Origin of the sequence: Acetobacterium sp. K1/6 (assembly GCF_034438075.1) — a bacterium.
In the GTDB taxonomy this organism is placed as follows: Bacteria; Bacillota; Clostridia; order Eubacteriales; family Eubacteriaceae; genus Acetobacterium; species Acetobacterium carbinolicum.
This window is the reverse complement of the sequence record NZ_JAXQGA010000004.1, coordinates 110621-132705: the sequence shown is the minus strand read 5'-3', so window position 1 is coordinate 132705 and position 22085 is coordinate 110621. Positions and strand designations below refer to the sequence as shown.

The window sequence follows — 22085 nt, the reverse complement described above, 5'->3', positions numbered from 1 at the left end:
TTATTCAAGGCCATTGAATAAGTTCTTTTTATTTGGTAGAATGAAAAGAATGCTCCGATTAAAATGATGCTGCGATACAAGCGGTTTGTAAGGTGGGGATAATTTATAGAAGAGAGGATGACAAATGAAGCCACGTTTAAAATTTGTTCGGGGAAGCGTCATTGCAACTGCGATTGTTGTTCTCTTTTTAACGCTTAGCTTTGCATATGTATCCCTTATTGATCGGGAGTTAGAAGAACAAACCTATTTGTATTTATCGGAGGTGGGAAATCAGGGTGCCCAATTAGTGGAGGCCAAGGTTGAAACCCACCTACAAGATATGGAAACCATCAGTAAACTAATTGAAGCCAGTGGAAAAGTGGATCAGCGGGAAATGCTCGAACTGATCAAAATAAATGCGGTAAAAAGTGAGTATAAACGAATGGGGATTGTTAGTCTCAGTGGCGAGCTGATGACCACGGATGGGCTAACTTACAGTGTATCCGAGCGCCCTTATTTTACCGAAGCCAAGGTCGGCAAGGTGGTCGTATCGGATACTCTTGCCGACTATTCTGACGGCAAACCCATTAATGTTTATGCAGCTCCGATTTATCGCAACAATGAAGTGGTGGCAGTTGTTCTGGCTTCGGTGGAAACTGAAAAAATGAAAAACTATCTGGAAGTCGAGAGCTTTTCAAACCAGGGTTACTCTTATATTGTCAAGGCCAATGGGGATGAGGTGATCTCATCGCTTCATCCCAATAGTGTGGGCGTGTTTGGAAACATGTTTAAGGTATTGGATTTTGGAGAAATGAGAGCTGGAGATGATATGACAGTGGTGAGACAAAAGATGGCCTTAAGGGAAGAGGGCAGTTTTTCGATTCGTTATGCTGGTCTGGAACGCCATACGGTCTATCAGCCGCTTAAGATTAACGACTGGTATATGATGACAGTCGTGCCGACCCAGGTAATCAGTGACCAGACAAGAAGAATTAGCTGGTATTCATTTCTGCTGATTGGCGGGTCATTCATTGTCATTACGATTTTGTTTGCCACGATCTTTGTTTTTCAGGACCGTGCTAAAAAAAGGTTGGAGCGGATTGCCTATGTGGATGAGGTGACCGGAGGCAATAATTGGCAAAAGTTCAAGTTGGAAGCAACTGAAGTTTTAGAATCTAAAGCGGTAACCAGTTGCGCCATTTTGACCTTTGATATTGACCGCTTTCGCTTTATCAATGAAGAATATGGCCATGAAAAGGGTGATTTAGTGCTTAAGACAGTGGTAAAGATCTTAAAAGAGCGGATGAACAAGCAAGAAACCTATGCCCGGGTGTCTGGTGATCATTTTGCGATTCTCTGTCTTTGTGATGAGCGGGATAAAATAACCCGGCGGATTAAAGAATTTATTCGCGTCCTTAACGTTGAAAGAGAAGCCATTGGTATTAAGGAACGGATCTCCTGTCATTTTGGCATCTATATTATTGAAGATAAAAAGGGCAACCTCGAAAAAATCAGAGAAAAGGCCAACATGGCGCGGATTGCGGCTAAAACCGCTGATAATCATCATTGGTTTTTCTATTCAGATGCCTTCCGTAAAAAAATTGGGGATGAAAAAGAAATTATCGATCAGATGGAAGATGCACTGGAAAACAATCAGTTTGAAATGTATCTCCAACCCAAGTATAATCTCCATACCAATAGCTATTGCGGGGGTGAAGCATTGGTGCGGTGGCGGCATCCTCAAAAAGGGCTGATCTCTCCGGGGGAATTTATTCCTATTTTTGAACAAACCGGGTTTATTAGAAAATTGGATATGTTTATGTTAGAAGAGGTGTGTAAAGTCTTAAAAAGCTGGGAAGCCAAAAAACATCCAGACATATCGATCTCAGTCAATATTTCTCGAAAAAATCTCAATCAGATTGATTTTATTGAACGGGTTCTAAGCATTACCAACCAGTACCGAATTCATCGGGGGCAGCTTGAAATTGAGCTCACCGAATCCAGTATTTTTGAAGATGTCGATCGGATGATTGAGATTGGGCAAGCCTTTCGGAACTATGGCTTTAAAATGTCCATGGACGATTTTGGATCCGGTTATTCTTCGATCAACCTGTTGGGAAATTTACCTTTGGACGTGATTAAGATGGATCAGGGCTTTTTCAACAGCCGCATCAATCGCGAGCAAAACCATATCGTGGTGGAATCCACCATTGATATGATTAAAAAACTGGGGATGACGGTGGTTGCCGAAGGGATTGAAACAAAAGAAGAGGTAGAAATGTTAAGAAAACTCGGCTGCGATATTATCCAGGGCTACTTTTTTGGGAAACCGATGTCCGTACATGAATTTGAAAAGCAAATTTTTTTAAAGCAAGTGATTTTTGGGGAAGAAGGAAAGAATGGAAACTAAAAATATTCGAATTGGTGATATTTTAATAAACGCCGGATTTATTAAGGAAGAACAGCTTCAAGAAGCCCTGGCTTATCAGAAGGTGGATAAAAGTAAACGGCTGGGGGCGATTCTGGTTGATTATGGTTACGTTACCGAGTCTCAGTTGTTGGAGGCCTTGTCTAAGCGCCTGAATGTACTGGTGTTGGATTTAAAGGATACCGTTATCGATTTGGATGCGGCGGGAAAAATCCCTCAGAATATTGCCTTTAAGTATACGCTGATCCCGATTGCCGAAGAGAACAATCACCTGGTGGTGGCGATGAATGATCCTTTGGATTTTTATGCCATTGAAGATCTACGGCTGATTACCAATATGAACATTGATGTTGTTCTGGCCACCCGCGAAGTGATTCTTGAGACAATCCGAAAAACTTATACCGAAATTGAAGCAAAAAAAGCCGCCAAAGCCGCCAATAAGACGGTTGAAGGCAGTAGTTTGTCTTTTGTGGAGGACATTCTTACCAATGAGGGAGACGCCCCGATTGTCAATTTGGTCAATTCGGTTTTGTTAAAAGGACATAATGCCGGGGCCAGTGATATTCATATTGAACCCTTTGAAAAAGAAACCATTATTCGGCTACGAATTGACGGCCTGATTGTTGATTACCTGACTCTGGCTAATAATCTCCATCAGTCCCTGATTGCCCGTATTAAGATCCTGTCAAACCTGGATATCGCCGAACGCCGGGTCCCCCAGGATGGCCATTTCCGGATTCGTATCGATGGTGTTGAAATGAATGTCAGGAGTTCCAGTATCCCTACCGTTTATGGCGAAAAAATGGTGATGCGTTTTTTAAGCATGAATGTACCACTTGATCATGCCGGTCAATTTGGAATGAATGATGGGGATTATCAGAAAATCCTTCAAATGCTTCAAAGCCCCCATGGGGTGGTTTATATCACGGGTCCGACCGGTAGCGGCAAAACCACCACCCTGTACATGATTTTAGAAATGCTCAGTCAGCGGAATGTTAATATCGCTACCATCGAAGATCCGGTGGAGCGGAACCTGCCCAAGATCAATCAAACTCAGGTGAATATTCTGGCGGGACTGACCTTTGACGTGGGTCTGCGTTCGATTCTGCGTCAGGATCCGGATATCATCATGGTTGGTGAAACCCGGGACTCCGAGACGGCTTCCATTGCTGTGCGTTCCGCCATCACCGGTCATCTGGTGTTGTCTACCCTCCATACCAATGACGCGGTATCGGCCGTGGTGCGACTCCAGGATATGGGCGTTGAGCCTTATATGGTGGCCAACTCATTAACCGGGGTAGTAGCCCAGCGACTGGTCAAAAAAATCTGCCCCAATTGCCGGGAAGCCTATGCGGCGACCGAGATTGAGAAAGACCTGCTGGGGGAACCCCGGCTGACCACCTTGTATCGGGGCCGCGGCTGCCACATGTGCAACAATACCGGTTACAAAGGCCGAACGGCTATCCATGAAATTCTGGCCATCGATAAAACCATTCGGGCTATGATTTCCCGAAGGGAACCGATTGAGAATATTTACAGCTATGTGGAAGAAACCGAGCGGCTGATCCCCTTGCGAAAAAGTGTCTCTAATCTGACGATCCAGGGGATTACCTCGATGGAAGAATTTCTTAAATTATCATATTACGTCGAATAGGGAGAAGCAAGATGACAAATTTTTTAGAGCTGGTTAATTATGGCCGCCGCAATGATTGTTCGGATATTCATTTATCCCGGGAGCTGCCACCGGTTTTCAGAAAAAATGGTAAGCTTTATCAAAGCGACTTTGAACATAATCCGCAAATGATTGAAAACCTGATTTTTAGCTTGTTGACTCCGATTGAACGGGAGAGTCTGGAGTCCGGTACCGATCTGGATTTTTGCCATGTCACCCCAGAAGGGCTAAGGCAGCGGGTCAATATCTATAAACAGCAGGGCAGTTATGCTGCTGCCATCCGTTTGCTTAACGATACCATTCCCAGTTTTGAAGACCTCAAACTGCCGCCGATTATTCGGAAGTTAGCCAGTGAGCCACGGGGACTGATTTTAATCACCGGTCCCACTGGCAGCGGGAAATCCACCACCCTGGCCTCGATGATTGACTACATCAACACCAATCGGGCGGTCCATATTTTAACCATTGAAGACCCGGTGGAGTACAAGCACGAACATAAGCGCAGCATTGTTCATCAGCGCGAAATCGGGGTCGATGCCAGTTCTTTTGCCGCGGCGCTGCGGTCGTCGCTGCGGGAGGACCCGGATGTCATTCTGGTCGGCGAAATGCGGGACTACGAAACCGTTTCCGCCGCCGTCACTGCCGCCGAAACCGGCCATCTGGTCTTGTCCACCCTCCACACCATCGGTGCCGCCAATACCATTGACCGGATCATTGACGTCTTTCCGCCCCACAGCCAGCAGCAGATCCGCACCCAGCTGTCCAGTATTTTAAAAGGGGTCGTCACCCAGCAACTGGTGCCCCTGGCTTCCGGTGAGGGCCGGATGGCTGCCCTGGAGGTGCTGATCGGCACCGATGCGGTGCTGAACCTGATCCGCGAAAATAAAACCCACCAACTGGCCTCCGTGATGCAAACCGGCGGCCGGGACGGCATGAAAACCCTGAATGCGGACTTGGCGATGCTGGTCCGGGACCAGAAAATCACCTACGAGGTCGGTTTGGAATGGGCCAGCGACAAGCAGGAGTTTAACCAGTATTTTGGACGATAGCTTAAAATCGTCTGAATTCGGTTCGTAGGAGCGGTTATCAAGCGCCTGAAAAAACACTGAAAATTTGCAAGACCTCAATTCCAAGAACCAACGTAGATCAAGACTGTCGGGGCGGTTAGTAACCGCCCGAACGCTGTCTTTTATTAACCCGAACGCAATACCAAAACAAATAAACCCTTAACTAACTAAGACGCAAATAAAAACAATTTACCGTGTAATTTGCTTGACTTTTAGTCGAACAACAATTAAGATATGAGAGTAAATAGCATACCAGACGAAAGACTGGGACGCAAAGCTTCAGGGTCTAAGTTATCGTTGTGTAATTTTTAAGCAGTTGAAAAGACACAAGATAATATGACAGCCAGCTGCCACACCAGGTGTGGCTTTTTTTATACCATAAATAGACATGTCACAAAAAATGCAGTAAAATGTCACGAAAATGTAAAATTTTAACTTGACTTTTATTCCGGCGTAGACTACGATTAAATAGAATTAAAGACGATGAAAAAGGCAAAACAGAGGAAACTCTGGGACGCAAAGCTATAGGGTCTAAATCAGTGGGTGTGACAAAAAATCCATCATGATACGACAGCCAGTTGCCGCACGGTGAGAGTGCGGCTTTTTTTGACCCCGAAATGGGTTGGATTAAGGCCAAAAAATGAGAACTGTGAGATAATTGTTCGCAGTTAATAACCGATACGGTATATAAATCATCTTCAGGCGCAGATGATTATATAGAGCTTAAAATAAAAGAATAAGGAGCGAAAAATGGAATTAATTAACAAGATACGGAAAAGCAGAAAAGGGTTTACTCTGGTGGAAATTATTGTGGTGTTGGTGATCTTGGCGATTTTGGCGGCGTTTACGATTCCGACGATGTTGGGATTTGTGGGTGACGCTAAAGGAAAATCTTATATTGCCGAAGCGAGAGAAGTGTATGTAGCAGCACAGGCAACTGCAACAGAAATGACGGCTAAAGGTGGATTGACTCCTAGTCAGTTGCAGACAGCTTTGGGCTCTGGAGCAGTTAAAGCCGTAAAATTAACTCCGCCAGTTGGTAGTCCATCGCTTGAACAGAGTGCAAGTATGCAAATGTGGTCATATCTTAAAGGAGATTTAAATGCCGTAGAGCAGGAAGACTCAACATATAATACAACAGATGGCTTAAATAGGGGTTATGCATATTGGGCAATTACTTTAAGTGCTAGTGATAGCAGTAGTTTAGTGAGTACCACTAATAAAGCGAAAGTAACGACACTGGTTTATTCAAAAGGTGGCTATCAAGTTACGATAAAAGACGGAAATGCCTCAGTAAAAAAATTGAATTAATAGTACTGACATAATAAAGCTTCATTACCCTATGCGTCATAGAGTGATTGCTCTCTATCCCAGGCGCAAACCTGTCATCGGGTTTGCGGGGATGGGGAGATTTTTTATTTCAGGTAGATCATCCCAAGCAGTAATTTACTTATATCAGGCATGCTCAGATAGTTCTTAGAAACCATAAAAATGCAAGTTTTAAATATCAGGGCATGAACAAAAAATTATAACAATTTTACCTCGCCTTAAGCCAATCCTTTAAATTAAATGGTAAAATTAATCTGTTTTGTTACTACTAATATATAACTTTCAAATGCTAAGCTTTGCATCTCACAATCCCGGGAGGTAAACCGTGTACCCAATTAAAAATTATCAGTTTGCTCCCACCAGTCCAGAACCGATCCGCTTCAGCCGGGGCTTTTCCTTGGCGGTATCGGTGATCCTTTTTTTTGTCGTTGTTATCATCGGCGGTCTGGTCTTAAGCATTCAGAATACCACCTACGCAGCCAACAGCCGGCTGGTGTACCTGGCCGCCCAGGCTAAAGCCATCGAATTTGCGGCTTCCGGCAACTACCATGTGCCAGTACAGGCGGATCTTATTGATTATATCGGTGCAGAGGTCAATCAGGCTGCGGTTATCACCGTCATCGACGAAAACCGCGACGCCGCCATCGATTATATTGTCTATACCCGGGGCGGTCTGGTCACCCGATACGCTCCCGGGGAGCTGGTTGCCAGTAAAGAAAAATAGCGGTTAGTATCTATCAGAAAGGATAACGGTCTATGGTCGCATTCATCAACTTCATCCTTTATCTTTATATCTTTGTTGTCGGCATCGTTATCGGCAGCTTTCTTAACGTCGTCATCTACCGGGTGCCCAAAGAAATTTCCTTTGCCAAAGGCCGTTCTTTCTGTCCCCATTGTCAGGCCCAGATCAAAGGCTATCATAATGTGCCGGTGTTCAGTTATCTCTGGCTCCGGGGGAAATGTGCTGATTGCGGCGAACCGATTTCCATCCGCTATCCGTTAGTTGAACTCTTTACCGGGCTGATGGCAATCCTGATTTTTGCAGTTTATGGTCTATCCTTTCAGTGGCTGGTAGTATTCTCGGCAGGGGCCATTTTAATCTGTATTACCATGATTGATTTTGATACCATGACCATTCCCAATGGTCTCGTGATTGCGCTGATGGCACCGGCTTTACTCAGCTTTTTCTTTTTCCCTCAGATCGGGCTCCTTTCCCGGGTGATTGGCATGGGAGTGATTAGTCTGCCGATGTTGGTCCTGGCTTTTTTTATCGCCGATGCCTTTGGCGGTGGGGATATTAAGCTGATGGGGGTCGCCGGATTTCTGTTGGGCTGGGAAAATACTTTGCTGGCAGCCTTTATTGGCCTGATCCTTGGGGGCACAGTTGCAGTTACGCTGCTGGCCAGAAAAACTAAGGATAAACACATGGCCTTCGGCCCATATTTGTGCATCGGAATCATGACAGCATTACTATTTGGTGATATAATAATACAGTGGTATTTTAACCTGTTCGGGTTATAATCGCTTGAGCTAAAGTCAAAAACGGAGGGCCTATGCCTGTTTATAAATACACTGCCAAAAATTTACAGTCTCAAATGGTAAAGGGTACCATGGAAGCCGCAAGTCCGGATTTGGTTCGACGAACGCTGCGGCAGAATAATGAATTTGCCTTAAAAATAACCGAAGTTTCGGAACATCATAAGGTTTATAAACTAAAACCAATGGAATTGTCGGACTTTTCCAGACAGATTTCCGGGATGTTGGCTTCGGGTATCACCATGATCCGGGCGATTAAGATTATGGAAGAACGTGATATTAAACCGCCGATCAAAAAAGTTTACGGTATCCTGTATCAGGAAATCCAACGGGGGAATACCCTGTCTTATGCCATGGAAGCAACCGGCGGCTCCTTTCCCGAGCTGCTGATCAATATGTATAAATCTGGGGAAGCCAGTGGTCAGATGGAGGGAACAGCCCGAAAGATGGCCGATCACTATGAGAAGGAACATAAGCTCCGGGGGAAAATTAAAAGTGCGATGACCTACCCGATCATTTTATTTTTTATCACGATCATGGTTGTGATTCTGATTTTTACCTTGATTTTACCCCAGTTTTTTACCCTCTTTGAAGGCATTGAATTGCCGGCGATTACGCAGTTAATGATAAATATCAGTAATTCGATGACCACCTATTGGTATATTTATCTTATTGGAACATTGATTTTAATTGTGTTGGGAAGCTTTCTGATAACAGTCCCCAGTGTCAAAAAAGCCTTGGATCAGTTTAAATTAAAAATCCCCCAGATCGGCAAGCTGATGAAGATTATTTACACTGCCCGTTTTGCCAGAACCCTAAGTTCACTATATTCCAGCGGTTTGGCGATGATCAACGCCCTGACCATCAGCGGGGATACCATCGGGAACACCTACTTGCAATCGCAGTTTCCTCATGCCATTGAGCAGGTACGCAATGGGGAGCCGCTTTCAGCGTCGATCCAAACCATTGAAGGGTTTGACGCCAAGCTGGTATCCACGATCTATATTGGCGAAGAATCCGGAAATCTGGATGATATGCTAGAATCAGTGGCGGACTCCTTTGACTATGAAGCGGAAATGGCGACCACCCGGCTGGTGACCTTTATTGAACCCATTATGATCATTATTATGGCTGTAATTGTCGGCGGTATCATGTTATCGGTGATGCTCCCAATTATGAGCTTGTATCAAAATATCGGATAGGAAGGCTTTATATGCAGACAGTTGTCTATTTTTCAAATGATGGTATCCAAGTCCTCCAGGGGACCATTAAGGGTGGACGTCTTAACATATCTAATTTCAAACTATTGCCGGTGGAGACCGGAGCGCTGATCAATGGCGTCATTACCAATGAAGAAGCGGTAAGAGAGTCGATTGTTGCAGCACGAAAAGAGAATCCCAAACTGTTTAAAAATATGAAACTGGTCATCGACAGCAGTTTGATTGCCACAAAAACGGTGGCGGTTCCCAAACTCAAACCCAAAGAACTAGCCGCCCTGGCTGCCGCTGAATTTGATGATTCGGCCGGTAACTATGATGACCTGGTGGTGGATTATGCCCACATACCTGGAGTGACTGGTAATAATATCTTTGGTTGCGGCGTTGAAAAACGGGTGTTGGAGTCTTACATTACCTTGTTTGCCAGTTTGAAAATTCAGATCAAGAGCATCGATGTGGGGCTTAACACGCTGATTCAATATGTATCGGCAACCAAAGACTACAAGGGCATGACCTTTGCACTTAATATTCTGGATGGGAAAAACCTGGTATCGCTGTTATTTGAAAACGGCATTTATATTTTTTCCAATCGCTCCCGGTTGCTTGCTGAACGAGGGACTGATGCCTTTGCCGATGAACTCTTTGGCAAGCTGTCATCGCTGATCCAGTTTAACAAATCACAGAAATCCGAACATACCCTGAATATGAGCCTTTATGCCGGGTTGGATGAGTATGAACTAAGCGGCCTTCGGGCACTTAATTTTGATCCGGATCTCAATCTTTTTAATATACCTCAGACCCCCAATATAAAAAATGGCTTTGTGATGGATGAGTCCTTCGATTTTGGGCGCTTTATTTATCCCATTGCCGGTTTTTTTGCCGGAACAAAACCGATCAATCTTTTTGTCGCCTTTAAAAAGAGCAGTGTGGTTAAAAAAGAACTGCCTTTTGAATATAAGGCGTTAATTCTTCCTGCTGCTATGATCCTGATCTGCCTAATTGTTTTTGGGGTCTTTTTTGGACTTAAATACCGTGCTCAGAAAGAGCTGGAAGAAATAAATGCTTATATCAGTGATACCAACAACCAGGCCGAATATTTGCAGGCCAAAGCATTAACCGATGAGGTCAGTGGATTACAGACAGAAGTTTCACGAGTTGAAGCCATCAATGCCGCGATTAGCAGCAATCCTGATTTAGTATCGGTGATGATGAACAACATTGCGACCCAGGGGAATAATGTGATCGATCTTAATTCTCTGGATTATGATGGAACCACTGGAGCGCTCCAGATTATTGCGATCGCCGACAACGAAAAGGAAGCTGCACGTTATATTGAACGGTTAAAAAGCACCGGGTACTTTACCCAGGTGGAATACACCGGTTATGCTGAGATCTTGACACAAACAAGCACCACGACAACAACGACGTCAACAACCAAGGGATACGGATTTGCCGCCGTTGCCTATCTGAAAGCAGGTAATAGCCAATGAAAAAACTGACCAAAAGAGAAAAATTGCTAATTTATACTTTAGGTTGTTTTCTGATTGGATTTTTCGGTATCTATTTTGTAATTTTGCCAAGCTTTAGCAGTTTTCAGGTGGTTAACGATCAGGTAACGGAGGCCCAGTTCACAAAAGAATCGATAGAAATGGCAATTGATGCCATCCCGTCCACGATGCAAACCCGGGATGATGCCACGGCCAGTCTGGCCACTTTAAAAGCGCCTTTCCAACCGAAGCTGACCAATGAAGGGTTGGATATGCTACTAACCCAGTTGAGTCTGGATTACAGTCTATCTCCCAAGGTGTTGGCGATTGAAAGTAATGAGTTGGCTCGGGTGGCGACATTTACGGCCTACACATCGGATGAACAGCCGTCGGCATCAGTGGGGACCGAAGATACGACACTAGATACGACGGCAAGTACTGATGCAACCACGGACACAACCACTGAAAGTGCTGATGCAACCACGGACACAACCACTGAAAGTGCTGATGCAGCAATAAGCGGAGAAGGGCCAGAAACCTGGGCTGGGGTGGTGAATATGGAGCTCACTGGAACACAAACAAACTTTTATCGCTTACTGGATGCGGTGGCAGCCCGACCGGATATGATTGTATCGACCTTTGCAATTGCCCCGGAAGCAGCAGCGACAACGGCAGGAACAACGTCTACCACAAACACCACCGCTCAATTAAACGGCGGGAATATTAGCATTAATGTGACATTTACGGTTTATATGGTTGAAAAATAAGCATTACAAAAGAAGAGCATATTGTACAAGATAGGTAATCAGTAGAAAATTCAGTAAGATAAGGCATTTCGAAATATGAACCATAGAATTGGGTGGAGGGTGATCGTGGGTATTAGAATAATAGAAAAACTAAAGAATCAACAAGGCAGTTCCCTGGCGTTTGTTCTAATTATCGGTATGATTATCATGATCATGGTCGCCTCCCTGCTTGCGGTCGCTAACAGCGATTTTACTTTTACTCAGGAAACGGTTGAGAGCCGGCAGGCCTATATTGACGCCAAGTCGGTGATTGAGTATGGGAAGATTGAGATCGACAGCCGGATCAAAAACCTTAATGCAATCAACGTAGAACTTTATCAGAAATATCAGGACTATAAAACGGCAGTTGAATCAGAAAACTCTACCGAAGTGCTTCGTCTAAGAAATGACATTGATGCTCTGGAAGCACGGAGAGAAATTGCTTTTAATCGACTTAAGGCTTCATCTTCAATTCATGGAGATAAAAAAAATGTATCCGAAACGCTTTCGGAAAACACTAGTGCAGGAGAAAAGGTCGGTGAATTACAGGTCGAGGAAACAGGCAATCTGTTTAAATTCATGGTTGAGACAGAAAATTTAAGACGTAAGCTTGATTACACAATTTCTTTTTCCTATGATCCGGCTTCTAAGACTGAAACGCAAAATCCGGGAGGCTCAGAACCGGAAAAGCCGATTGATACCCCTGTTATTGGAAATTATGCAAAGGTTCAGATTAATGCAACTGGAAATGATAAATTAAAGGCCAATGTTCAAGGTCACGGAAATGATAAGGAAGATATTGACGAAAACGGAAAATTAGAATTAAATATTAGTTACCCGGCTAAAGATTTAGAAATTGAAAAAAAATTTGAATGGGTCAATGGAAGAACCCTTAATATGTTTGGGAAAAACATTCTTATTTCAGAAAAATTTCCGACTAAATTTACGGATAGTGATAGTTCAGTTTCGAATTTCAACATTACGGCTAGTGGTGAGATGAGATTTAAACAAGACTATTATCAAAAAAATAAAGGTTTAAATCAGTATAATGCGGATAAGGTGGTTTTTGAAAAAGATCTAAAAATTGGCGACAAAAGTGTCTTGGAGATAAGGTGTAAAACGCTCTTTATCAAGGGTGATCTAGAACTGGAGTCAGCAAATTCGCAACTAATTATCCATGCGGATAATATTGTAATCGCAGGAACTGTTAAGATGGCAAGTGGAACAACAATTGAAACTAATTGTGAGAACATCTGGATTGATAAAAACATACAGATTCTTGCCAGTAATTCTTTGTTTAACTGCAATAATCTAGAGTATTTTCAGTCGGGTGACATAAACGTGGGAAGTGGATCGGGAGTCCACCTGGCAGGAGCAGCTAATAGCCAGATTATGATAGGCAATATAACGACGCAGAGTTCAGGTGCAAAGCTAGAGTTTGAGAATATTAACTACCTGGAAACCGGGGATATGAATTTAGAAAACGCAACAGAATTGACAGTGACCGGTGCACAGGGCAAAAATAACAATGTCATGATTTGTGGTTATGTTAAACCACCTTCAATTTCAACCCATAGTTTAAAACTAAATATGACAAATTTAGCTTATTGCATATTTGATGGTTTAGAGTTAGATCAAAATTGTACGGCTTTGATCTCTTCAAATTTTGTTCGATTTAAAAACACCTATAAACAGTTTAATGGTGATGTTATAATCAAGGATGCGGATAATGTCGTATTTAATGGTGGGATATTTGATCTGGATGGAAATTGGAATAGCTACAAGCTTCGTATTGAATCAAATAATATCTATCTGGATGCCGACTCAATAAATATTCGACGTTTCAATACAGATGACTATCGTGGTTTTGTCTATCTGGGAAAAAGTGGTCAGGTGAATACAAACTTGTATCTGAAGCAGACGATCACTAATTGGTCAAAACCTATTGCAGCGGGCAAGTATAGTGGCATCAGTGGAGACTTTCCAAGAGTCGGGGTCGTGGAACCTTATCGGTGGCTTTATGATTTGATACCAACTGCTTACGTATCACCGAGTTGGTCCGATCCATCACCTGGCTCTGGAGGCAGTGGCTCAGGTGGTGGCTCTGGAAGTGGTTCGGGAACCGGAGGCGGTACCGGTGGAAGTTCCGTATCAGTAACAGAAGGAGCGGTCATTCTTTATCCAGCAACGGAAAAGTATTATTAAGGAGGACATCATGAAAAGGATAGTTAGAAACCAGACTGGTGTTACCCTGATAGAAACGGTGGCTACCACAGCTATTATTGCCATCATTCTGATCACTATTCTTGGTGCCCTTTTATATGGGCAGAAGATGGTGGTATTCAGCGATTCGAAAAACAATGAATCGGCTCAGGCTCAGGATTTGATTGATTCAATTATGACCCAATTGTCAGAGAATAAAGATCCGTCTAGTTTATCAACGGGGGATGCAATAAAAATGGCTAGTTTTGCAGACCCTAAAACAATATTAAACCCTCCGTCCGGAAAAGATTCTCGAAAGCAATATATTGTCGAAGAGGATAAAGTCCGAAAAATGGTCAATGAAAATCCTGTAGACTATCCTGTCTATACGATTCAAGTTCGGATTTATTATAATAATGATGAATCATATGTGGATCTAAAAGCCTATACTAAAAAGGGCGGTGTCACAGTATGAAAAAAATAGATCGCTTCAGATCAAAAAAAGGTTTCACGCTGATTGAAGTAATAGCAGGACTGCTCATCACCGGGATTCTGATGGTGGCGGTAATTTCTGTTTTCCTCATGTCACAAAAGATTTATACTCGTGGTGGTGATATTTCTTATAAACAAAAGAGTATTACGAATATAGAAACCGAATTGCAGAATGCTATAGCCACAGCAACTGATATTAAGATAGAGACAAGCAAGCCGGGTGTAGGGGCTTTTTACGGTATTGGTTTTAATGAAAAAGGCGAATGTGTTGAAGTGATTAATGGAGATGAATATAAAACTGATCAGATCACGGAGATTAGCTTCAGTGTTAGCAATGGTAATACCATGAATTACGAAATCGTACCGAAACATGAGATGTCTGTTTTAAAGGGTGGTATTGTAATGAACAATATCAAAGGCGCTATCCTAAACACCCAACTTAATGGTATCGATAAGAAAGGTTATCTTGTGATCACGCTGGTTAACTAAAAGTTTACTTCAATATTGAGATGCCTGTTAATAATAAATAGTCAAAGCGATGCGAAACAATGAGGTGTGTGATGAATAATAAAAAAGGCTTTACCTTGACCGAAATCATCGTCGTTCTGGTTATTCTAGCTGTTCTGGCAGCCTTTGCTATTCCGACGATGCTGGGCTTTGTCAGCCATTCACAGGAATCTTTGTGCGACACCCAGCGCAAGGATATTGTTCGGCTCTTTGAAACCCAATCCCGGATTACGCCAGGCTTGAATATTAATGCTTTTACAGAAGAAAATTATGGCGACGAAGCTCATCTGTGCCCCGGAGGCGGTGTTTGTTATGGGTATTCCTACTATGAAAGCGAGGATCACGCTGTGGGGGTAATGTACTGCTCAGAACACACAACGGTTGCTGATGGCAGACTTTATCTTGACACGCTAGTGCTTTTAGATAAGATTAAAGACATGTCAGACGAAGAAATACGAAAATATTTGGGGATCACGAATAGCAATTTTTCAAATGATACGTTTCGGGCAAAAATACTAAAAGAAAATGGTGGGGAGTGGGAATTAATGCCTCAGACGGTATTGAGTAAAACCACGTATCAAAAAAGTTCTTCAGATTTACGGGTACAGGCCTACTTTTTTGGAAATAATTGGAAAGAATCCATAATCTATTCCAATCCGGCTAAAGATACCACGGGGACGAATTTATGGGCAACGAATCTGGTTTTCAATCATGAAAACGGCAAATGGTATGAATATATTGTCAAACATCCTTTCAATGATAGTCGTGAAAGCTTCAGCATGACAAGTCTTAATCATATGACGTGGACATCTTTCAAAGAAGAACTTAACGATGCGGCCAAATGGCAAGTGGTTGAATGATGTCGTGTGCGTACCGGCCTCTCACTAATTAATTAACGTATAATAATCATCATCAACAACCTCAGTACCTCGCGCCGATCGGTTTCAGCGATTAGTTAAAAAAATTGATGAAGCCCGGGATATCTGCTATAATAAAGACGTATGAAATAGAGAAGTGATTACAGTGAGGCTGACTAAATGAAAATCGAATCCATAAAAATAAAAAATTACAAAGTACTGCGAGATGTTGAAATTAAAAACATCCTTAATATGGCGGTTTTTCTCGGAGTGAATGGTTCGGGTAAATCAACCTTAAATAAAAAATAATCGTAGGAGGCAATAATGAAAAAAGTAGAAATATACGAACCGGCGGGCTGCGCCAGTGGCGTTTGCGACCCGATGATTGAAGCAGATTTGATTCGAATTGAGCGAATGGTAAAGGATTTACGAGAACGCGGTGTTTCGGTGTCGCGATATAACGTCATCGACGATATGCCGGCATTTATGGATAGCTTTGTGGTAAAGGAAGCGATTGCCACGAAAGGCATTGACTGTCTGCCGATTACGATTGTGGCGGGCAAAATTGAAATGCTGGGAAAATATCCAACAGATTTGGCTTTAGCAAAATGGGCGGGACTTCCCTGGAGTGATTTAGAAATTTATGCAGAGCGGGAAAAACGGGGCCAAACAGTTTTATTCGGATTTTCTGATGAAGTCAAAAAAAGTGACTGTGATGACAGTGACTGCTCAGGTGATTGCGATAGCTGTAGTTGATTAGCAAAATTAATCGTAAAAAAATATGAAATGCGAGAGCATTTCTTTTTTTTGCCACAATTGACAGCAAGAATTTGTTATCGTGATTGTATATTTATTAACAAGGCGATTATTAGCAAACGAATTCAGTCGAAAAATGGATAAAAACGGGAAAAATCGGGAACAACATGCAAATATTTATATTGAAAAAGTTTGTATTTTACTCTAATAAAGTGGTAGAATAATATGCAATGTGAAAAGAAGGAGAATTTAGTATGCAATTTGACCGAAAGCTTCAGCTTGCAACGGATTTATACCAATTTACCATGGGAAATGTATACGTTCAAGATGGTAAGGAAAATGAAGAAGCCGTTTTTGATGTTTTTATTAGAAATAACCCGTTTCAGGGTGGTTATACAGTTGTTGCCGGGTTGGAACAGGTTGTTGAGTATATCAATGGGATCCGGTTTACACGGGAAGATACGGTATTACTAAAAAAGAATCATCCTGAATTTTCACCCATTTTTTTAACCTATCTGGAGAATTTTAAATTCGAAGGAGAAATATTTGCCATTCCGGAAGGCAGTATTGTATTTCCGATGGAACCGATTATTCGGGTCAAGGCGCCGCTGATTCAGGCCCAGATTGTGGAAACCACGATTCTCAGTATTATCAATCATCAAACCCTCATCGCCACCAAGGCATCCCGGATTATAGAAGAAGCCCGTGGGGATGTCGTCATGGAGTTTGGTTTGCGCCGGGCCCACGGAACAGAAGCCGGTTATTATGGCGCTCGAGCCGCTGTCATCGGTGGCTGTACCGGAACCAGTGTGGTGGAAACTGAAGCGATGCTTAATCGCCCGGCAATGGGAACCATGAGTCATAGTTTTATTTTAAGCTATGATACCGAACTGGAAGCCTTTGAGAAATATGTTAAGTACAATCCAGACAATGCCATCCTTTTAGTCGATACCTATAATACTCTGGAAAAAGGCGTCCCCAATGCCATTAAGGTGTTTAAAAAAGCGCTGGCTACGGGCGGGATTACCGGACGATATGGGATTCGAATTGATTCCGGCGATTTGGCTTATTTTAGCATTGAAGCCAGAAAAATGCTGGATGATGCGGGCCTTAAAGATGCCGGAATTGTGGCATCGTCAGATCTGGATGAACATCTGATCAAAGATTTAAAAAGTCAGGGCGCAAAAATTAATTCCTGGGGTGTCGGCACTAAGTTGATTACCGCCTATGATTGCCCTGCTTTGGGTGGCGTTTATAAACTGGCGGTGATTTCCGGCAAAGCAAAGTTAAAAGTTTCTAATGATCCGGAAAAGATCACCAACCCCGGATACAAGAAAGTTTTCCGTATTTATGGAAAAAGTAACGGGATGGCCCTGGCGGATTTAATTACGCTGGCGGATGAAACCATTAATGAAGCGGAACCATTGACTATTTTTCATCCGGTTCATACCTGGAAAAAACGAATGATCACCGACTATTATATTCGGGAATTGTTGGTGCCGGTATTTATTGATGGAAGATGTGTGTATCAATCCCCGACAATCTCAGAAATTGGGCAGCACTTAAAAGATGAAAAGGAAAGTTTGTGGCCGGCATTTAAGCGGATGGTGAATCCCCACGGTTATCATGTCGATTTATCCCAAAATCTTTGGACCTTAAAACAACAATTGTTGAGTGACGCCGAATGAAAAACCGGTGTTAAAATGGATTAAGAATAATAGGAACAAATCATGAAAAGCAAAATAATAACGATCGAAAACATTAACGATGCGGCGTTAAGTGATTTAGAAACAGCCGCCGCTTTTATTAAGGCTGGCGGAACAGTTGTTTTTCCGACGGAAACGGTTTACGGATTGGGGGGAGATGCCTTCAATCCCCTGGCCATCAAAAAAATATTTGAAGCCAAGGGCCGGCCGGACGATAATCCGCTGATTGTTCACATCGCCAGTCTGGATGCAGTGGGGCCGTTGGTTGCCACGATTCCTGAAAAGGCGGAACGATTGATGAAGGCTTTTTGGCCCGGTCCACTAACCATCGTCATGGAAAAGGCAGTTACAATTCCCGCTGTGGTGACGGGAGGCTTAAATACGGTTGGGGTAAGATTTCCGGATCACCCCATTGCCCAGGCATTTATCAAAATGGCGGGTTGCCCGATTGCCGCCCCCAGCGCCAATCGATCCGGCCGCCCCAGTCCGACGCAGGGAAAACATGTGCTTGAGGACCTGGATGGGCGGGTTGACGGTATTATTTTATCGTCCGATACCGAACTGGGTTTGGAATCGACGGTTATCGATATGACCGTCGAACCGCCGATGGTACTAAGGCCCGGAGATGTTACCCTGGCAGAACTCCGAGAGGTTTTAGGCCAGGTCGCAGTTTCCACCAATGTGACCCAAAATGTAGTGCCGGAAAAGATTGCGTCACCCGGGATGAAATACACCCACTATTCGCCCAAGGGGGATCTGGTCGTTGTTAAGGGAACGTCAGAAGAGATTTGCGAGAAAATCACCAGAGCACTTTCTCACTACAAGGGAAATCCCATGACGATTGGGGTATTGGCCAGCGATGAAACGATGGGGTGTTATCGGGAGGGCCTGATTATTTCGCTGGGAAGCCGAAATGATCCCAGGGAGATGTCAAAAAATCTTTTTTCCCGGCTCCGGACCTTTGATGAGCTTGGGGTTGAAAAGATCTATGCGGAGGATATTCCGCTGGATAATGAAACATTGGCCTTAATTAATCGGCTGTATAAAGCGGCTGGCTATACCTTTATATAACAGGAAGGAAGTATTATGAAAATTGCAATAGGTTCGGATCATGGCGGCTTGGGTTTAAAAGAAACCATTAAACCGTTTTTAATTGAGCAGGGTCATGAGGTGGTCGATTTTGGAACGGATACCGTTGATTCATGTGACTATCCCATTTATGGGGAACGAGTTGGCGAAGCGGTCAGCTTTGGCGACTGTGAACGGGGAATCGCGATCTGTGGAACCGGCTTAGGTATTTCCATGGCGGTTAACAAGGTGCCGGGAATACGGGCAGCATTATGTACCAATGAGTTTATGGCAGAAATGTCAAGAGAACACAATAATGCTAATGTATTGGTGTTGGGCGCCCGGGTTTTAGGAGAGGGCCTGGCCATGCGGATCGTTAAGATCTGGTTGGAAACGGCGTTTGCCGGAGGCCGTCATCAACGTCGTATTGATGGGATTACCGCGATCGAAAAAAAATATTTAAAATAACAAAAAAAGCGGATTGCTGTATATACACGTCTATCAAATTGTGATACTATATGTAAAAGATTTCACGAAAAAAGATAAATATTAGTCTTTCTAATGGAATTGTAGATTTATTAACAAACTAATTCACTAAAAAAGACAGATTCACGACAAAAAAATACTTATATATTGGAGTGGTGATGAAAAGAGGAAAGGAAAAGCCTTATAAATACCTGGCCATGATTTCTCAGATTGGGATCTCAGTGCTTGTCCCGGTGGGGATGATGATTGTGATTGGCAAGGTTCTTGATTTCTATTTTCATACGGGCAATCTGCTGGTAATTATTTTAGCGGTGGTGGGTGTTATGGCCGGTCTGAGAAACTTGTATGTGATTCCCCTGCGAATGAGTGAAAAGGCGCTAAAAAGAGACGCCGAGAACAAAACAGAGGAAGAAAAAGAACAGGATAAAAAACGTGCTCAAGAATACCGGGATCAGGTAAAAAGGGAAAATGATGAAAACGATAAAGATTTTTAAGAACCTATCTTTAGAAACAAAAATAATGGTTGATGGCGGATTCGTCTGCCTGGGATTAATGCTATTTGGTTTTTTGGCGAAAGAGCCACTTTTCTTTGTGTTAGGGGTTCTCTTTGGGGGCGCTTACAGCATCCTCAATTTCAGATTAATGCAATTAACTTTTGACAAGGCAATGAAAATGCCATCGGCGAGGGCTCAAAAATATGTTCAGACCAGATATTTTTTGAGATACCTATTAACCGGTGTTGTTATATATGTGGCAATTATTAATCCCTGGGTAAACATCGTCGGTGTGATCCTTGGTTTAGTTGCCGTGAAGATTTCAGTTTTAATCAATACAACAGTATCAAAAGCATCAAAAAAAAACGTCTTGATTAATAAGGCGTAAAAAATCCAAAAACACAATAGGCGGTTTAACAAACTAAAGCGCCTGGACAATGAGGTGAAAAAACAATGGAAGGCCCAAAAATTTACGGGGAGCTCTTTGGACTCCCAATTACGCAGACGCTTGTGAACACCTGGATAATCATGGCGATGATTCTGGTGGTATGTGCTATTTTAACAAAAAATATGCAAAAACGTCCAGGTAAAGCCCAAGTCATTGCTGAAACCATTGTCACGGCTATGGACAATTTGGTCGGACAAACGATGGGAAAAGATAAAATGGGATTTGCACCATACATGCTGGCGCTAATCATGTTTCTCGCGTTTTCGAACACGTCTGGAATCTATGGTCTGAGATCTCCGACAGCCGATTTAAACTGTACCGTTGGCCTGGCTTTGATGACATTTTTTATGACCCAGTTCTTTGGTCTAAAATCAAAAGGCCTGGGTGGGTACCTCAAGGGATACCTTGAGCCAATGCCATTCTTACTACCGATTAATATCATCGGAGAATTGGCAAACCCGGTTTCATTATCGTTCCGTCTTTTCGGAAACATGTTAGGTGGTTTAATCATCATGTCGTTGCTTTACACGGCATTAACGGGATTTATGTTTTTCGCAGCAGTGATTCCGATTCCGTTCCATTTTTATTTTGATATTTTCTCTGGATTATTGCAAAGTTTTATCTTTACAATGTTAACCATGGTATTTATTTCAATGGCGATGGATTGATGAGAAAGGAGGGGGATAATTATGATTGGTGATATGAATATCGTAGAGTTCGTAATACAGTTTTTGAGTCAGTTTGAACCTATCGATGTTATTAAAAGCTTCTCCGCGCTTGGTATCGGCATTGCCATGGTTGCTGGAGTTGGTCCAGGGATCGGGCAAGGGTTTGCAGCTGGAAAAGGTGCCGAAGCGGTTGGAAAAAATCCGACCAAGTCCAACGATATCACAATGATCATGCTTTTAGGATCAGCGGTTGCAGAAACATCCGGTATTTTTTCATTAGTAATCGCATTGATTCTGTTATTTGCAAATCCATTTATTAATGCTACCGGCAGTATGTGGGTTTTGGCTGCTTCAGCCATGGCCTGTGGAATTGCGATGGTCGCAGGAATTGGACCGGGAACCGGTCAAGGTTTTGCAGCGGGAAAAGGTGCCGAAGCGGTTGGAAATCGACCGGAAATGAAGAGTTCGATTCTAAGGGTTATGCTGTTAGGACAGGCGGTTGCTCAAACAACTGGTATTTACGCATTGATTGTGGCGTTAATTTTAATGTATGCAAATCCGTTCTTATAGAAGATCGGTTTTGTGTGTTAACTTAAAAGGAGGAAAACATAATTATGGAAGGTATCGATTTAATTAAAGCGTTTTCGGCTGTTGGAGCTGGCATCGCCATGATCGCCGGGGTAGGACCTGGGATTGGTCAGGGATTTGCAGCCGGTAAAGGTGCTGAAGCCGTTGGCCGTCAGCCGGAAGCTCAAAGTGACATTGTCAGAACCATGCTTTTAGGAGCAGCGGTCGCTGAGACTACCGGTATTTATGGGTTGATTGTGGCGTTAATCTTATTATTTGCAAACCCATTTATTTAATACACACAAAAAAAATAAAATTATCAATTGATAAAAGG

Annotated in this window: 23 protein-coding genes and 2 riboswitches; all 23 genes read left to right on the top strand. The window is 43.0% G+C overall.

Annotation, left to right across the window (positions count from 1 at the left end; translation table 11 throughout):
- Positions 1 to 124: 124 nt before the first annotated feature.
- Positions 125 to 2389, top strand: coding sequence for an EAL domain-containing protein (locus tag U2P91_RS04930; protein WP_111888373.1), 2265 nt, complete (start codon positions 125 to 127; stop codon positions 2387 to 2389).
- Positions 2379 to 4061, top strand: coding sequence for a GspE/PulE family protein (locus tag U2P91_RS04925; protein WP_322519183.1), 1683 nt, complete (start codon positions 2379 to 2381; stop codon positions 4059 to 4061). Before U2P91_RS04930 ends, U2P91_RS04925 begins: the two co-directional genes overlap by 11 nt.
- Before the next feature lie 11 nt (positions 4062 to 4072).
- Positions 4073 to 5128 (top strand): type IV pilus twitching motility protein PilT, encoded by a 1056-nt coding sequence (locus tag U2P91_RS04920; protein WP_322519182.1) that lies wholly within the window; start codon positions 4073 to 4075, stop codon positions 5126 to 5128.
- 254 nt (positions 5129 to 5382) lie between these two features.
- Positions 5383 to 5501, top strand: a riboswitch (cyclic di-GMP riboswitch).
- 126 nt (positions 5502 to 5627) lie between these two features.
- Positions 5628 to 5732: riboswitch (cyclic di-GMP riboswitch) on the top strand.
- 164 nt (positions 5733 to 5896) lie between these two features.
- Positions 5897 to 6457, top strand: coding sequence for a type II secretion system protein (locus tag U2P91_RS04915; protein WP_322519181.1), 561 nt, complete (start codon positions 5897 to 5899; stop codon positions 6455 to 6457).
- A 343-nt stretch (positions 6458 to 6800) separates the two neighbouring features.
- Complete coding sequence (locus tag U2P91_RS04910) at positions 6801 to 7199, top strand: hypothetical protein (protein ID WP_322519180.1); 399 nt, start codon at positions 6801 to 6803, stop codon at positions 7197 to 7199.
- A 32-nt stretch (positions 7200 to 7231) separates the two neighbouring features.
- Positions 7232 to 7996, top strand: a complete 765-nt coding sequence (locus U2P91_RS04905; RefSeq protein WP_322519179.1) for a prepilin peptidase — start codon at positions 7232 to 7234, stop codon at positions 7994 to 7996.
- 32 nt (positions 7997 to 8028) lie between these two features.
- A complete protein-coding gene (locus tag U2P91_RS04900) occupies positions 8029 to 9213 on the top strand; it encodes a type II secretion system F family protein (RefSeq protein WP_322519178.1) in 1185 nt (394 codons plus the stop codon).
- Between the two features lie 11 nt (positions 9214 to 9224).
- Entirely contained in the window at positions 9225 to 10718 is a 1494-nt protein-coding gene (locus U2P91_RS04895; protein WP_322519177.1) for a hypothetical protein, read from the top strand.
- A complete protein-coding gene (locus U2P91_RS04890; protein WP_322519176.1) occupies positions 10715 to 11482 on the top strand; it encodes a hypothetical protein in 768 nt (255 codons plus the stop codon). Before U2P91_RS04895 ends, U2P91_RS04890 begins: the two co-directional genes overlap by 4 nt.
- Positions 11483 to 11587: 105 nt before the next feature.
- Positions 11588 to 13705: a hypothetical protein gene (locus U2P91_RS04885; RefSeq protein WP_322519175.1), complete on the top strand. Its 2118-nt coding sequence runs from the start codon at positions 11588 to 11590 to the stop codon at positions 13703 to 13705.
- 10 nt (positions 13706 to 13715) lie between these two features.
- Positions 13716 to 14177 carry a hypothetical protein gene (locus tag U2P91_RS04880; RefSeq protein ID WP_111888362.1) on the top strand — a complete coding sequence of 154 codons (462 nt, stop codon included), beginning with the start codon at positions 13716 to 13718 and terminating at the stop codon, positions 14175 to 14177.
- Positions 14174 to 14683 carry a type II secretion system protein gene (locus U2P91_RS04875; protein ID WP_111888361.1) on the top strand — a complete coding sequence of 170 codons (510 nt, stop codon included), beginning with the start codon at positions 14174 to 14176 and terminating at the stop codon, positions 14681 to 14683. The genes U2P91_RS04880 and U2P91_RS04875 overlap by 4 nt, the downstream gene beginning before the upstream one ends.
- A gap of 71 nt (positions 14684 to 14754) precedes the next feature.
- Positions 14755 to 15561: a prepilin-type N-terminal cleavage/methylation domain-containing protein gene (locus U2P91_RS04870; protein ID WP_322519174.1), complete on the top strand. Its 807-nt coding sequence runs from the start codon at positions 14755 to 14757 to the stop codon at positions 15559 to 15561.
- A 177-nt stretch (positions 15562 to 15738) separates the two neighbouring features.
- Positions 15739 to 15867 carry an AAA family ATPase gene (locus U2P91_RS04865; protein WP_322519173.1) on the top strand — a complete coding sequence of 43 codons (129 nt, stop codon included), beginning with the start codon at positions 15739 to 15741 and terminating at the stop codon, positions 15865 to 15867.
- Positions 15868 to 15882: 15 nt separating this feature from the next.
- Positions 15883 to 16314 (top strand): arsenic metallochaperone ArsD family protein, encoded by a 432-nt coding sequence (locus tag U2P91_RS04860; RefSeq protein ID WP_111888359.1) that lies wholly within the window; start codon positions 15883 to 15885, stop codon positions 16312 to 16314.
- A 254-nt stretch (positions 16315 to 16568) separates the two neighbouring features.
- Complete coding sequence (locus U2P91_RS04855) at positions 16569 to 18002, top strand: nicotinate phosphoribosyltransferase (RefSeq protein ID WP_111888358.1); 1434 nt, start codon at positions 16569 to 16571, stop codon at positions 18000 to 18002.
- A 42-nt stretch (positions 18003 to 18044) separates the two neighbouring features.
- A complete protein-coding gene (locus tag U2P91_RS04850; protein ID WP_322519172.1) occupies positions 18045 to 19091 on the top strand; it encodes an L-threonylcarbamoyladenylate synthase in 1047 nt (348 codons plus the stop codon).
- A 15-nt stretch (positions 19092 to 19106) separates the two neighbouring features.
- Positions 19107 to 19556: a ribose 5-phosphate isomerase B gene (gene rpiB / locus U2P91_RS04845; protein WP_322519171.1), complete on the top strand. Its 450-nt coding sequence runs from the start codon at positions 19107 to 19109 to the stop codon at positions 19554 to 19556.
- 176 nt (positions 19557 to 19732) lie between these two features.
- Positions 19733 to 20068, top strand: coding sequence for an AtpZ/AtpI family protein (locus U2P91_RS04840; RefSeq protein WP_111888355.1), 336 nt, complete (start codon positions 19733 to 19735; stop codon positions 20066 to 20068).
- On the top strand, positions 20046 to 20456 hold the full coding sequence (locus U2P91_RS04835; protein WP_322519170.1) for an ATP synthase subunit I: 411 nt from the start codon (positions 20046 to 20048) through the stop codon (positions 20454 to 20456). Before U2P91_RS04840 ends, U2P91_RS04835 begins: the two co-directional genes overlap by 23 nt.
- 65 nt (positions 20457 to 20521) lie before the next feature.
- Positions 20522 to 21184 (top strand): F0F1 ATP synthase subunit A, encoded by a 663-nt coding sequence (atpB, locus tag U2P91_RS04830; RefSeq protein ID WP_111888353.1) that lies wholly within the window; start codon positions 20522 to 20524, stop codon positions 21182 to 21184.
- Positions 21185 to 21205: 21 nt separating this feature from the next.
- Positions 21206 to 21754 (top strand): ATP synthase F0 subunit C, encoded by a 549-nt coding sequence (gene atpE / locus U2P91_RS04825; RefSeq protein WP_322519169.1) that lies wholly within the window; start codon positions 21206 to 21208, stop codon positions 21752 to 21754.
- A 44-nt stretch (positions 21755 to 21798) separates the two neighbouring features.
- The gene (atpE, locus tag U2P91_RS04820) at positions 21799 to 22047 is read left to right on the top strand and encodes an ATP synthase F0 subunit C (protein WP_111888351.1); all 249 of its coding nucleotides are present in this window, start codon (positions 21799 to 21801) and stop codon (positions 22045 to 22047) included.
- Positions 22048 to 22085 lie beyond the last annotated feature (38 nt).